Source organism: Streptosporangiales bacterium, assembly GCA_009379955.1.
Classification (GTDB): Bacteria; Actinomycetota; Actinomycetes; order Streptosporangiales; family WHST01; genus WHST01.
Window position 1 is genome coordinate 31,177 of the sequence record WHST01000044.1, and the last position, 14,192, is coordinate 45,368.

A 14,192-nucleotide genomic window follows, 5' to 3' on the forward strand; every position below is an offset into this window, starting at 1 on the left:
ACGCGCCAGAGAGGTGGTGAGTGACCGGAGTAGACGATGACGGTGACCACCGACGCCGCTCGGAGAACCGAGGGCAGGTCGGTCTCTCCCAAGGTGCCATGGTGGCGGCACAAGAACACCCTTGCGTACGCTCTCGTCGCGGTACCACTCGTCGTTCTCGCCATCGCGCTGCTGCTCCCCGTGGGGTTCAACGCCTGGGTGAGCCTGCACTCGTGGTCACTGGTGGACCAAGGCGGGCCCAAGTTCATCGGCCTGGGCAACTACGAGCAGATCTTCACCGATCCTCGCTATCGCGGGACCGTGCTGCGGACCTTCGTCTTCGTCGTCGGCACCGTCGGAGTGCAGCTGATCGTCGGATTCGCCATGGCCCTGTTCCTCAACCGGCACTTCCGCACGCTCAAGGCGCTCCGCACCGTCCTCCTCCTTCCGATGATGGTGTCGGAGGTCGTGGTGGGGATGGCGTGGCGGTACATGTACGAGTACAGCGGCGGCGCCCTCAACTGGTTGCTGAGTCTGGTAGGACTCGGTCCGGTCCATTGGCTGGGACCGGACCTCGCCCTGCTCAGCATCATCTTCGCCGATGCGTGGTCCAACATCCCCTTCGTCACCCTGATCCTCTTCACCGCCCTGCAGACGGTACCCAGGGACATCCTCGACGCCGCCGCCGTCGACGGGGCTCAACGGTGGACCCGCCTCCGACACGTGATCATCCCCATGGTGCAACCGGCGATCCTGGTCGTGCTGATGTTCCGCACGATGTTCGCCATCCGCGCCTTCACCCTCGTGTGGATCCTCACCGAAGGCGGGCCGGGCGGTACGACGAACCTGATCGCCATCGACGTGTACAAGTCGGCCTTCAGCAACTACAACCTCGGGCTGGGCGGCGCCCTGTCCTGGGTGCTGGTCGCCATCAGCCTCGTCATCGCCATCCTCTACATCAGGTGGTTGAACCGTGAGCCGCTCTACTGACATCGCGAACGACCCCACCATCCGTGGCGGGCCCAGCAGGGTGTTCGCCTACGTCCTCGTCGGCGGCATGGTCGTAGCAGCTGTGCTGCCGCTCGCGTGGCTCGTGCTCCTCAGCGTGACGCCACAGAGTGTCATCAACCGGCGCACACCGGCCGTCTTCTTCGAGCCGACGCTGGCGCACTTCCGTGAGATCCTCGCCGGACAACGCTCGACGATCGTGCTCTCCCTGGCCAACTCGCTCATCGTCAGCGTCGTGTCCACTGTCGTGGCGGTGGTCCTGGCCGCGTTGTGTGCCTATGGACTGGCGAGGCTTCGACCGCCCGGGCACCGTTTCATCAGCCTGCTCATCCTCGCGGGGCGCCTGCTGCCGCCCGTCGCACTCATGGTGCCGATGTACATCGCCGCGACTCAGACCGGCCTGTTCGACACACGCACCGCACTCATCATTCCCTACATCGCCCTGAGCCTTCCACTGGCGACGTGGATGCTCCAGGGATTCTTCATGGACCTGCCCAGGGAGCTGGAGGAGGCCGCACTCATCGACGGCTGCAATCGGCTGACGGCGTTCGTCAGGGTGATCCTCCCTCTCGCCGGGCCCGGTATCGCGGCGGCGAGCATCTTCTCGTTCATCCTGGCGTGGAACGACATGGCGATCGCACTCACCCTGACGTTGACCGACGCGGTCACCCTGCCTCCGTTCGTCTCTCAGGTCAGAGCCGAGGAGGGAATCATGTGGGGTCAGCTGGGTGCCATCACCGTCTTCATCATGGCGCCCGTTCTCCTCCTCTCCTTCCTCGTCCAGCGATGGATCGTCGGTGGGCTCACCGGCGGCGCCACGAAGGGGTGATGCGAGCAGAGCAGGGCTCCGGGACGGTAGGCAACGGCCAGCACGAAGGGAACCGAAGTGCAGAACTATGAGACGCGTGCGCTCGAGATCCACAGCGACCTGATGTGGCGGGAGGAGGAGATCCGCCACGCGCTCGATCTCATCGAGAGATACGAGATGAACGCGCTCATCCTGCACGAACCCGACCTGCTCAACCGGATGACCTATCCGCGTCGCTACTTCACGCCCAACTCCGCCTGGGGTGCGGCTCCGCCTCGACGCGGCGAGAATCTCATCCTCAACACCACGGCCTACATGCGCAACGTGATGGCACAGTGTCGTCGACGCGGCATCGACTTCTTCCTGAACCTCAAGGAGCTGGCGTTTCCTGACGAGTTCATGGAGATCGCTCCGGACGTGATCGTCGACGGGAAGGTGTGCCCCACCCATCCCGCATGGGCCGAGCTCATCGACGCCAGGTACACCGACCTCTGCGAGGATTATCCCGACCTCGCCGGCGTGATCGTCAGTGTCGGCAGCCCCGAGGGTCGCGCCACTCTCTCCTCACGAAAGTGCGGCTGCGAGCGCTGTGCCGGCACCGATGCCGCCGAGTGGTACCGATGGATCACCGAAGGCCTCTCCCGCCCACTCGCCAAGGCGGGTAAGAGGCTCGTCGTCCGCGAGTTCTCGTACCTTCCCGCGGATCAGGACGCGGTCGTGGCAGGACTCGCCGATCTGCCCGCGGACATCGAGTTCGCAGTGAAGCCCTACGCCAGGGACTACTACCCCACCTATCCGGACAACCCGGCGCTCGCCGCGCTGCCGGAGCGCCGTCGGTGGCTGGAGTACGACGTGAACGGGCAGTACTTCGGCTGGGGAGTGTTCCCCTGCCCCGTCGTCGACGACCTGCGTCATCGGCTCACCCGCGGGCTCGAGGTCGGTGCGACGGCCGTGCTGCTGCGGACCGACTGGGAACGAATCAACGACCTCACCGCGCTCCACAACGTCAACGGCCTCAATCTCGCCGCGGGCGCCCTCCTCGCGCGGCACCCAGAGACTTCACCGGTCGACGCACTCGCGCGCGCTCTGGAGCAGACGAACATCGTCGATCCCAGCGTCGATCCCGAGGTACGCCTGCAGGTCGCCACCACCCTGCTGGGTCTATGGCCGGTCGTGGAGAAGACGCTCTACATCCAGGGGTTCGTCTACAACGACTCCAGTCGCATCCCCAATGGCGTCGACCATGCGTGGTGGGTGTTCGCGGAGAACCACAATCTCGACGACTGGGACCCAGGCGCGGCCGCACGCATCGACGTCAGTGATCCCGACGTCACCGCCGCGATGCTGACCGAGAAGGATCGGGGACGCGCCGACCTTCTCCGCCTGGTGGCCGAGATCAGGGACTGGATCACCCTGGGAGTCCTGCGGATCCCCGACGTGTACCGGCTCGGCGACGTCGCCGGTTTCATGGCGACCTACATCGAGGAGTTCGTCGCCAGCGGAAAGATCACCATCCTGGTGCGGGCCGCTCAGCGTCGAGACGGAGGGATCACCGGCCAGGAACGGGAGTCCCTCGCGGCCGAGACCACCGTGCTTCGCGACGTCATGGCACGGACGGAGCGACAGCGGACGGTCGGTGCCCACACGCACCACGTCGGGCAGCTCCTCGACACCGCACGGATGGAACGGATGATCGCAGATGCCGAGCAGGTGCTCGCGGAGGAGAAATGAAGACCCGCGCGCTCGAGCTGCATGCCAGTAGCAACATCTGGAACCCGGATGGCCTGATCGAGGTCCTCGATCTCATGGCCGACATAGATCTCAACACCCTGGTCATTCACGAGATCGGCATCATGGAACGTCTGGTCTATCCGGGCAGGTTCTTCGGTGCCGGCGACGAGCCGGGCATCCACCACCGCTACCGCAGCACGTTCCGGGACCTCTACCGGCTCGACCCGGTCAGGAGGTCGCGGCCGTACCAGCACCTCTCCTTCATGCGCTGGCTTGCCCGCCGCGCCGCGGAACGGGGAATCGCGCTCTTCCTCAACAACAAGGAGCTGTCGTATCCCGACTCCCTGTTCCGGCTGCGCCCGGACCTCATGGTCGACGGTTCACCCTGTCCCACCGCACCGGGGTGGATCGAGTTCCTCGAGACCAAGTACGACGAGCTGTTCACCGACTTTCCCGAGCTCGCCGGGACGATCACCTCTCCCGGCACCGGGGAGAGCCGGCTGTCCTTCTCGGCCGGATGGTGCTCGTGCGACCGCTGCGGACGTACCGACCCCTCTGATTGGTATGCAACGGTCATCGACGCGATACACAAGGTCGCCACGCGGCACGCGAAGACGTTGGTGGTACGCGACTTCGTCTTCACGCGCTCGTCGCAGGATGCACTCGCCGACGGCCTGCGCGGGTCGTCCGACGACATCGTCATCTGCCTCAAGAACACGCCGCACGACTACTATCCGACCTTTCCCGACAATCCCAGGATCGGCGAGATGGGCGCACACCCCCAGTGGGTCGAGCTCGATGCCATGGGGCAGTACTTCGGTTGGGGCATCGCTCCGGCGATCATGACCGAGGACATCCGGCGCAGGCTCGATCACGCCCGTGCCAACGGAGTGGACGGCGTGTTGGTGCGGATCGACTGGGAAGGACTCGAAGGACACAGCGCGCTTCGAACGTTCAACGCGCTCAACATCCACGCCGCCGCCGCCCTCGCTGCCGATCCGAGCACGCCCACCGACCTCATCTACCGATCCTGGGCGACGTACAGCCGGGCCGTCCACGAGGACGCGACGCCCGAGGTCGCCGACGGTGCGAGGGCATGGCTGCGGGACCTGCTCGAACGGACCTGGCCGGTGACCGCCAAGACCCTCTACGCACATGACTGCGTCTTCAGCGATTCGAGCCAGTTCCCGGTCTCCATCGATCACGCCTTCTGGCTCGCCGAGGAGAAGAACAGCCTCCGCGACTGGGATCCCTCCAAGGAGAACGCGCTCTCACCGGACCCCGGCAACATCGAGCGCCTCCTCGAGGAGAAGCGGCAGGCCGTCCGCGACGTCGCGGACCTCGCCGCCAGAGCCGACGAGGGCCATCCCGGTCTGAACGTGGACTGGCATGCCGAGCTCCGACGGCGCTTCCGCGTCTTCCAGGAGTACGTCGGCGCCTTCGAGCTCGCCGCGCGGGCCGTCTTCACTGGACGTCATGTCCGGGACGCCGATGACATCGACCCTCACCTTCTCGCGGAGGCGCGTGCCGCGGTGCGCGAGATGCGGGAGGTCGTCGACCGCCTCCGGCGCGACGGTCTTGCCGACTGGCACCCCGCCGCCGCCGTCCTCAGCGCCGACCGTCTCGAATGCCTGAGGGAGGACGTGGCCAAGGCGATCGACCGGTGACAGGCGGTTCCCGACACCGAGTCGCTGTCGCACGAGATCATGCTCGGGGTCTTGCATAGACAACTGAATACTAATTACTGTTGCCTATCAGCGGTCCAGGCGCCTGGGGACGAAACCTCGACCGACTGTGTACGCCCGCAGGCACGGTGATGTGAAGACCGAGGAGTCCGACATGGGACCACGACCGTCATGAGGGCAGCCGGCCACGAGTCACAGCTCACTCGGCGTCAGTTCGCGCAGATCACGGGCGTGGCGGGCGTGGGTCTGCTCGCCGGGGCCTGCGGAGGGTCCGGTGGAGGAAACGGCAAGCTTCCCACCGTGCACATCCAGGCCCTCGACGGCGGGATGTCGGCGCTCTCGCTCCGGGTGATCGAGGAGGAGGGCTTCGACGAGGCGCACGGGTTCAAGGGCGACTTCCAGTATGTCTCGGCGGATGCGTCGGCCCAGAACTTCCTCGGCCACGAGAGCGACGTCGCGTTCGACATCGGCCCGCCCGACATCGGCGTGATGAAGAGCAAGGGCAACGACGTCGTCATGTTCTCGGGCAACACCAAGAACCATCTCCGGATCATCACCCGTGCCGACGCCCCGTTCGAGTCGATCGACGATCTGGTGGGTCGCAAGGTCGGCCACTACGGCGACGACTCCACCGGCACGCTGTCGCTCTCGATGCTGCTCGATCAGTATCACGACGGACTGAGCTTTCAGAAGGACTTCCGCCTGGTACTGGCGGCACCCGCGGCCCTGGTGCCCCTGCTCGCCTCCGACCAGGTCGACGCGATCCTGAACTTCGAGCCCAACATCAGTCGAGCCACCCAGACCGTGAAGGGCGGCATCAAGGAGGTCTACGACCTTGGCGCGGAGTGGGAACGACACACCGGTGGCACCCTCTGGACGACGACGGTCGGCGCGTTCCGCGGCTGGCTGACGAAGAACCCCCGGCTCGCGAAGGCCGTGCTCGCCGCGTGGGGCGACGCGGCGAAGGTCCTGAACGCCGATCCGGGCAAGATCGTCGCCGACCGCGCATACAACGATCTGCTGGGTCTCCGTGGTAAGGGGCTCGAGACGTTCACGACCTACCTCGAGAAGCGCAAACTGTTCACCACCGGCCTCACGCCAGAAGAGGCGAGCAACATCGGAACCTTCCTCGAGCTGATGGCGAAGCAAGGCACCCTGTTCGACAAGGCACCCCGGCATGTGGCCGAGCCACTCGACTCGCTCCTGAAGTAGACGTCCATGACCACCGACGCGAGGACGCAGGGCGGATGGTCGCGTTCGAAGGTCCTCCTCCGCGCGCTCCCGGTCGTGTCCGTGCTCGTCATGGTCCTGCTCTGGACCGTCGTCTACCGGTTCACGGTCTTTCTGCCGTCACCGAGCGAGGTCACGTCGGCGGCCATCGAGATCGTGAGCGATCCCGCCACCTACGGCCCCGTGTTGAGCTCCCTGGTCCGCCTGGTCATCGGCATCGGTGTCGGCATGATTGCGGCACTCCTGCTCTGTCTCGCGGGAATGCGCAGCAGCTTCGTGCAGGCGATGGTCAGAACATACGTCCGGATCGCCATCGTGGTGCCGAGCCTGTTGCTCGCACTCCTCGGCCTGGTGATCCTCGGCACCACGACCTGGAGCGCCGTCCTCATCGTCGCGGTGCTCGTGTTCCCGTTCGCCGCGGTACCGATGCAGGACGGGCTCCGGTCGTTGGAGGGCGCCCATCTGGAGGCCGCGCACGTCTACCGGTTCGGCCGGGCCAGGACGATACGCCACGTCGTCCTGCCGCACATGGCTCCGTACGTCTTCTCGGCCATTCGCAACTCGCACGCGCTCGGGTGGAAGGTGCTCATCGTCGCCGAGATCTTCGCGGTGCGATCAGGGATAGGTCACGAGTTCCAGAGAGCGTTCGACCTGTTCGACATCGCTCGCGTCGCCGTCTGGTTGATCGTCTTCCTCGCCATCATCGCCGTCATCGAGTACGGCGTTCTCGAGATCGTCGAGCGACGGGTCTTCCGATGGCGACCGGGCAAGCACCGCGAGCAGCTCGTTGCGGCCGGCTGACGACAACGTGCGCGACCACTCGGGACGGGAACATGTCTGAGAAATACGTCGAGGTCCACAACCTGACAACGTGGTATGACCCGGCTGTGCCCATCCTCGAGGACGTCAGCTTCGAGATCGGCAGCGGAGAGTTCATCTGCGTACTCGGGCCCAGTGGGTGCGGCAAGTCCACGCTGCTGGCCACGCTCAGTGGCCTGAAGCCTCCGCAGGCCGGACGCATCCTCGTCGACGGCGAGGACATCTACGACCGGCAGGCATCGCTTCCCCGTCTCGGTTACGTCTTCCAGGACCACAGACTCCTGCCGTGGCGCACCGTCTCGCAGAACATCTCGCTCGCGCTCGACGCCGCCGGCGTGGCATCCGAGGAGCACGAGGACATCATCAGGACCTACCTCGACGCGCTCCAGATAGGTTCGTTCCACGACGCGTGGCCGCTGAACCTCAGTGGCGGTCAACGCCAGCGTGCCTCCATCGCCCGAGCCATGGCGATCGATCCCGACTACCTGTTGATGGACGAGCCGTTCAGCACATTGGATGAGCTCACGGCGCGTGAGCTCCGCGACGAGCTGCTCAGGATCTGGGAGGCGTCGGGGAAGACGATCGTCTTCGTCACCCACTCGGTGCACGAGGCCATGTTCCTCGCCGACCGCATCTTCGTCCTCAGCACCTACCCCGGCCGCCTGTACCGGACGATCGACGTGAACGTGCCCCGCGTGCGCTCGCACGAGGACGTCGACCTCGCCAAGCTGGAGGCCAGCGTCATCGAAGACCTGCTCGTCGAGTGGGGGCAGAAGGGCGCCCCGGCCCCGGAACGGGAATCGACGTGAGGACCACCGACGTGCGGGAGCGCGAAGCGGACCCGCCGAACGTGACGGTGCCCCGTCGCCGGGTGCGCGACCTCACCACCCGCCTGGTGCCACGCGACTCGTTGGCGGCGGTGGTCGCGGTCCTGTCGATCGTCGTCGCGTGGTACCTCGTCGCCGCGGCCGTACCGCGCCTTCCGGTACCGACCGAGACCCTGGGTGCGGCGGCCCGCATCCTCGCCGACCCGAGCTCCTACGTTGACGTGCTCTCGACGCTGCGGCGTGTCGCCATCGGCTTCGTCGCGAGCACGATCCTGGGAGTCGTCATCGGTGTGGCCATGGGCAGCTCACCGTGGTGGCAAGGGGTGCTCAAGCCGTGGGTGCTGGCCGCGCTGGCGGTCCCCGGGCCGGTCGCCATCATCTTCGCCACATTGCTCATCGGCATCTCGGAGCTGAGCGTCCTCATCGCCCTCGTGTTCATCGTGACGCCGTACGCGTCGAACATCCTCGTCAGTGCCGTCGCCGGACGGGATCACTCGCTGGAGGAGATGGCGTACGTCTTCAAGTTCACGTCGATGAAGCGTTTCCGTCACGTGGTCCTGCCGCAGCTGCTGCCGGCACTGTTCGCGGCGATGCGCACGTCGTTCGCCCTCTCCTGGAAGCTGGTCGTCGTCATCGAGGCCGTCGGTGCGAGCCGCGGCATCGGGACACAGATCAGTCGCAGCTTCCGCCTGCTGGACGTCGCCTCGGGCATCGCCTGGGCCGCGCTGTTCGTGATCGTCATGTGGCTGATCGACGCGATCGGGTTCCAGCGAGTCGAACGACACCTGTACCGGTGGCGGTCAGGGACGAGGGTGGCATGAGCGGCGCCGACTACCCGGCTCCCCATGCGGTCGGACAGGCCCTCCCCCGTGAGGACGGCTACGAGAAGGTCACCGGTCGCGCGATGTTCGCCGGCGATGTCAGGCTGCCGGGAATGCTGGAGGCCGCCGTCGTGCGCAGCCCGGTTCCCAAGGGTGTGATCAGACGGATCGACGTCGAGGCCGCGTTGGCGACCCCGGGCGTCCACGCCGTGCTCACCGCGGCCGATCTGCGCAAGCCTCCCGTCGGATGCACCGACACCAGGTACGGCGTGGTGATCCGCGACAGACCCATCCTCGCCGAGGACCGCGTCACCTTCGCCGGCGAGCCGGTCGCGGCAGTGGTCGCCGACACCCGGCAGCTGGCTCGATCGACAGCGCTCGCGGTGACCGTCGAGATCGAGGCGGAGGAAGCAGCACTCACGCTCGACGACGCACTGCTTCCACACAGTCCACTTGTCCATCCCACGGGGTTCGAGGTCGAGGATGCCGTGTACTCCTCGCCCCTGCCGCTCACCTTCGGTGAGTCGAACACCGGGCTGGTGTACGAGACGTCCCGCGGCGACGTCGACGCCGCACTTCGCGACTGCGCCCGCACCTTCGAGGGCACCTACCGGTTCCCGGCCGTCTACCAGTACGCGATGGAGCCGTTCACCGTGGTCGCGAAGACGGTGGAGGACACCATCACGGTGTGGTCGCCGGCGCAGCACCCGTCGCAGGTGACGCGTGACCTGGCCCGCCTGTTCGGTGTCGGCGTCAACGACGTGCGGGTCTCCGTGCCGTTCGTCGGCGGAGGCTTCGGGAGCAAGTCCTTCACCCACATCGAACCGCTCACGGTCGCGCTGTCGCGTGCCGTGGGACGCCCGGTGCGCCTGGAGTTCGACGTGTCCGAGGCGATGACCGTCAGCCGCCGGCACAACGCCCTCGCCCGGATCCGCTCGGGCGTGGACGAGGACGGCGACATCGTCGCCTACGACCTGGACATCTCCTACGACACCGGCGCGTACACGCTTCTCGGCCCGTACGTCGTGGCCAAGGGTGTCTTCCGAGGCCTGGGCGCGTACGACTTCCCGCACTATCGGGCTCGTGGACGGTTGGTCTTCACCAACACGTCTCCTGCCGGCTCGATGCGCGCGGTCGGTGGCCCGCAGGCGGCGTTCGCCCTCGAGTCACACCTGGACGAGATCGCCGTGGCGCTCGACCTCGATCCGGTCGAGACACGTCGCCGCGTCGTCGCACGGCGCGGAGCCGAGTTCAGGGCCGGCCGTACCCCCATGGACGCCGACATCTCCGAAGGCCTCGACTCGCTGGAGCGACTCGCACGAGATCTCGACACCGGCACCCCTTCGCAGTCGCGCCAACGGTTCGGCACGGGGTTCGCCATGGGGGTGGCCGATCCGGGAGCATCGCCGGTCTCGACGGCGGTGCTGCGGTTGGCCGCGGACGGGTCGCTGACGGTCGCGGTCGGGAGCACCGAGATCGGTCAGGGCGTCCGCACCGTCATGCGTCAGATAGCGGCGGACGCACTCGGGGCTCGCTACGACGACGTCACCGTGACCCCGACCGACACGGGTCACGGTCCGTACGACGCGTCCACCGGAGCCAGCCGGTCGACCTCGATGTCGGGTCTCGCCGTGTACCGCGCGGCTTCCGGCATTCGCGCGCGGTTGGTGCGGGCGGCAGGTGACGAGTGGGACTGCTCCCCCGACGACGTCGTCGTCCACGAGGGAGTCGTGACCGGCCCCGGCGACCGTGCCAGGCCGATGGAGTACTTCGTCCACCGGCACTTCGGCCAGAACGGTGGGAACTTCTACGGAATCGGTGAGGTGACGGGAGGCGAGTTCGCCACGACACCCGCGTTCTGGGAGGTCGGTGCGGGTACCGCGAGCGTGAGCGTGGACACGGACACCGGCCAGGTGCGGCTGATCGGCTATGCCTCGGTGGCGGACGTCGGCAAGGCCGTCAACCCGCTGCTCCTCGCCGGCCAGGAGCACGGTTCGGTGGTCCAGGGCATCGGTCACACCCTGTACGAGGAGCTGGAGTGGGATCAGGGGCAGCTCGCCAACGACTCCCTGCTCTCCTACCGGGTGCCGCGGACGACGGATGTCCCGGAGAGCTTCGCCGAGGCGTTCATCGAGAACGGCGACGGCCCGGGCCCGTACGGCGCGAAGGGCGCGGGTGAGGGCGGCATCCTCCCCGTCGGAGCCGCGATCGCCAACGCGGTGTACGCCGCCACGGGCGCGCGCCTGCGCGAGCTCCCGCTGACACCTGAGCGCGTATGGCGGGCACTCCGAGACCTGGACGGAGCCTCGGATGAGCGCTGACCCCCGCAGCCACGAGGTTCCGATCGCGTGTGCGGTGAACGGCCGTACCGTCGAGCTGACCGTGCAGGCGCACGAGCTGGCCATCGACGTCATCAGGGACACGCTCGGACTCACGGGGACGAAGCGGTCCTGCGACGTCGAGGTGTGCGGGGCCTGCGCCATCCTCGTCGACGGTCGCACCGTGAGCTCGTGCACGACGCTCGCTCTCGAGCTGGACGGGCGTCAGGTGCGCACCATCGAGGGTCTGGGCAACCCCGACGGCACGCTGCACCCGCTGCAGCAGTCGTTCCTCGATCACGGCGCGCTCCAGTGCGGATTCTGCACGGCGGGCTTCCTGCTGACCGCCCACGAGCTGCTCACCGACGGCGTGCGGGAGCGGGAGGAGCTGCGCGAGGCATTGGAAGGAAACATCTGTCGCTGCACCGGGTACGTCACGATCATGGACGCCGTGGTCGCCGCAGCCGACAGCATGGACCGAGCCGACGAGGGAAGGCACACATAGTGGACCGGCTGCCGAGCAACTTTCGCGAACAGGTCGATTTCCTCGAGGCGCGAGGCGATCTCGTCCGGATCAGGAAGACCGTCGACCCGCGTTTCGAGGTGGCCGCCGTCGCCACCAGGATGGATCCGGGACCCGCGTTGCTCTTCGAGGACGTCGCGGGTCACGACCTTCCCGTCGTCATCGGCACCGACGGCGACCGGCAGCGCATCGCGGCGTCTCTCGGCGTGTCGACGATGGACCTCGCCCAGCACTACGCCGACGCGATCGCCCACCCGATCGCGCCGGAGTTCGTCGAGACCGGACCCGTCAAGGAGGTCGTCCGCACGACGGACATCGACCTCGCGGCGGAGATGCCGGTGCTGACGCACTACGAGCGCGACGGCGGCCCCTACCTGACCACGGGCATCGTCGTGGCCGAGGACCAGGAGCGCGGCGTACGCAATCTGTCCTACCACCGGTTGCAGGTGACGGGACCCGACGAGCTACGCGGGCTCCTCCTCCCCCGGCACCTGCGCAGGATGCTGGAGGCCGCGGAGGCCGAGGACCGCCCGGTCCCCGTCGCGATCGTGTTGGGGATGGACAGCGCCGAACGTCTCGCGGCGGCGACGTGGGGCTCGTCGATCCCACTGGGCTTCGACGAGCTCGGCATCGCCGGTGCGCTCAAGGGCTCGCCGGAGCGGCTCGTCAGATGCGAGACGGTGCCGGTGCACGTGCCTGCGCACGCCGAGATCGTCATCGAGGCCGAGATCGAGCCCGGTGTGCGCCTGCCCGAGGGACCGTTCGCGGAGTACACGGGCAACTACGGCAGGGAGACCAAGAGCCCGGTCTTCCGCGTGAAGGCCATCACCCGCCGCGCCGACGCCCTCTGCCAGTCGCTGGTCGCGTTCACGTCCGAGCACCACAACCTGCTCGGCATGCCGTACGAGCCGGTCGTCCTCTCGACCCTGCGCGGCATGCTCCCCGACACCGAGGCCGTCCACATCACGCCGGGCGGCTGCGGCAAGTTCCACGCCGTCGTGCGCATCCGCAAGCGTCACCAGGGCGACGGCAAGGACGCCATCATCGCCGCCCTGTACGCGGTCAGGGACATCAAGCACGTGACCGTCGTCGACGACGACGTCGATCCCTTCAACGCCCGCGACGTGGAGTGGGCCGTGGCGACACGCTTCCGCGCCGACCGCGACCTCGTCGTCATCGAGGGCGGCAAGGGCAACGAGCTCGACCCGTCGGTGGGCGAGGACGTCATCACCGCCAAGCTCGGGATGGACGCGACCAAGCCATTGGGCGCCGCCGGTCGGTTCGAGAAGGTCAAGGTCCCCGGTGCGGCCGACCTCGACCTGTCGCAGTACCTCGGTTGACCAGAACGCATCGGCAAGGAGTGAACGGTTGCTTCCGCGGTTCGCAGTCGAACGCCCCCGGTCTCTCACCGATGCACTCGATCTGCTGCAGCGCTTCGGTGACGACGCGGCCTTCTACATGGGCGGCACCGAGCTCCTGCTCCTGATGAAGCTCGGCATGGCGGACGCGTCACTACTCGTCGACGGCAAGCGCCTGCCCGAGCTGCGGCGCCTCGACAGCACCGATGGCATCCTGCGCATCGGGGCCGGTGAGACACACCGTGACATCGAGCGTTCGCCCGTCGTACGCACGGCGATGCCGGCACTCGCCGCACTGGCGCGCGGTGTGGCCAACCTGCGCGTGCGCAACGCCGGCACGCTGGGCGGCAACCTGTGCTTCGCCGAACCGCACTCGGACCCGGCCACCCTGCTGATCGCGCTGGGTGCGGAGGTCCGGCTCGCCTCCACCGGGGGCGAGCGGACAGTGGCACTCGAGGACTTCATCCTGGGCGCGCTGACGACAGCTCTCGCGGACGGCGAGGTCATGACGGAGGTCCACGTCCCGATCCCGCGCCACGACGTCGCCGTCGCGTACGAACGCGTCAAGTTCCGCGAGCGGCCGGTCGTCAACGTGGCAGTCGTGCACGACGCGCATGCGCCACGCGTCGTCGTCGGAGCCGTCGGCAACCATCCGTGCCGGGTACCCGAGGCGGAGGCGCGCCTGGCGGCCGACCCGTCGGACACCGATGCCGTCGCAGCGGCGGCCGGTGCGGCCGCGAACCCGGTGGCCGACGCCGACGGAAGCGACGACTACAAACGCCACCTGGTGTACGTCGCCACGAAACGAGCCTGCACCGCAGCCGGCGTGACCTGACCGTCCGCGTCCGGCGGGACTTGTCAGTCATCCATCGCCGCTGGTACGGCGACCCCGGGCGGGTGACAAGGGTGGACTCGGTCGTGGTGCCGGTCGCCTCGCGGCCACGACACGTGAACGGCACCCTCACCGTGTCGGGGCATGGTGAGGGTGCCGTTCACGGGTGCGCTGCGAGGGTCGTCGGTGGAGCTTCACCTCACCGACATGGACTTCACCTCGTCCCGGCACGAGGTGAAGTCCACGTTGATCA

General features: G+C 67.4%; 12 protein-coding genes. All 12 read left to right on the top strand.

The window, feature by feature from the left end:
* Window positions 1–36 precede the first annotated feature (36 nt).
* The 12 genes from GEV10_14925 to GEV10_14980 all read left to right on the top strand — a co-directional run bounded on the left by GEV10_14925 (window position 37) and on the right by GEV10_14980 (window position 13,942).
* Complete coding sequence (locus GEV10_14925) at window positions 37–969, top strand: ABC transporter permease subunit (protein MQA79749.1); 933 nt, start codon at window positions 37–39, stop codon at window positions 967–969.
* Window positions 953–1,816: an ABC transporter permease subunit gene (locus GEV10_14930; GenBank protein MQA79750.1), complete on the top strand. Its 864-nt coding sequence runs from the start codon at window positions 953–955 to the stop codon at window positions 1,814–1,816. The genes GEV10_14925 and GEV10_14930 overlap by 17 nt, the downstream gene beginning before the upstream one ends.
* A gap of 57 nt (window positions 1,817–1,873) precedes the next feature.
* Window positions 1,874–3,526 (top strand): hypothetical protein, encoded by a 1,653-nt coding sequence (locus tag GEV10_14935; GenBank protein MQA79751.1) that lies wholly within the window; start codon window positions 1,874–1,876, stop codon window positions 3,524–3,526.
* Complete coding sequence (locus GEV10_14940; protein MQA79752.1) at window positions 3,523–5,193, top strand: hypothetical protein; 1,671 nt, start codon at window positions 3,523–3,525, stop codon at window positions 5,191–5,193. Before GEV10_14935 ends, GEV10_14940 begins: the two co-directional genes overlap by 4 nt.
* Window positions 5,194–5,382: 189 nt before the next feature.
* A complete protein-coding gene (locus tag GEV10_14945; GenBank protein MQA79753.1) occupies window positions 5,383–6,423 on the top strand; it encodes a hypothetical protein in 1,041 nt (346 codons plus the stop codon).
* Between the two features lie 6 nt (window positions 6,424–6,429).
* A complete protein-coding gene (locus GEV10_14950) occupies window positions 6,430–7,242 on the top strand; it encodes an ABC transporter permease subunit (GenBank protein ID MQA79754.1) in 813 nt (270 codons plus the stop codon).
* The gene (locus GEV10_14955; protein MQA79755.1) at window positions 7,197–8,069 is read left to right on the top strand and encodes an ATP-binding cassette domain-containing protein; all 873 of its coding nucleotides are present in this window, start codon (window positions 7,197–7,199) and stop codon (window positions 8,067–8,069) included. The genes GEV10_14950 and GEV10_14955 overlap by 46 nt, the downstream gene beginning before the upstream one ends.
* Window positions 8,066–8,908 carry an ABC transporter permease subunit gene (locus tag GEV10_14960; protein MQA79756.1) on the top strand — a complete coding sequence of 281 codons (843 nt, stop codon included), beginning with the start codon at window positions 8,066–8,068 and terminating at the stop codon, window positions 8,906–8,908. Before GEV10_14955 ends, GEV10_14960 begins: the two co-directional genes overlap by 4 nt.
* Complete coding sequence (locus GEV10_14965) at window positions 8,905–11,229, top strand: molybdopterin-dependent oxidoreductase (protein MQA79757.1); 2,325 nt, start codon at window positions 8,905–8,907, stop codon at window positions 11,227–11,229. Before GEV10_14960 ends, GEV10_14965 begins: the two co-directional genes overlap by 4 nt.
* Window positions 11,219–11,731 (top strand): 2Fe-2S iron-sulfur cluster binding domain-containing protein, encoded by a 513-nt coding sequence (locus GEV10_14970; GenBank protein ID MQA79758.1) that lies wholly within the window; start codon window positions 11,219–11,221, stop codon window positions 11,729–11,731. The genes GEV10_14965 and GEV10_14970 overlap by 11 nt, the downstream gene beginning before the upstream one ends.
* Window positions 11,539–13,089 (top strand): UbiD family decarboxylase, encoded by a 1,551-nt coding sequence (locus GEV10_14975; protein ID MQA79759.1) that lies wholly within the window; start codon window positions 11,539–11,541, stop codon window positions 13,087–13,089. Before GEV10_14970 ends, GEV10_14975 begins: the two co-directional genes overlap by 193 nt.
* Window positions 13,052–13,942 (top strand): carbon monoxide dehydrogenase, encoded by an 891-nt coding sequence (locus tag GEV10_14980; protein MQA79760.1) that lies wholly within the window; start codon window positions 13,052–13,054, stop codon window positions 13,940–13,942. The genes GEV10_14975 and GEV10_14980 overlap by 38 nt, the downstream gene beginning before the upstream one ends.
* Window positions 13,943–14,192 lie beyond the last annotated feature (250 nt).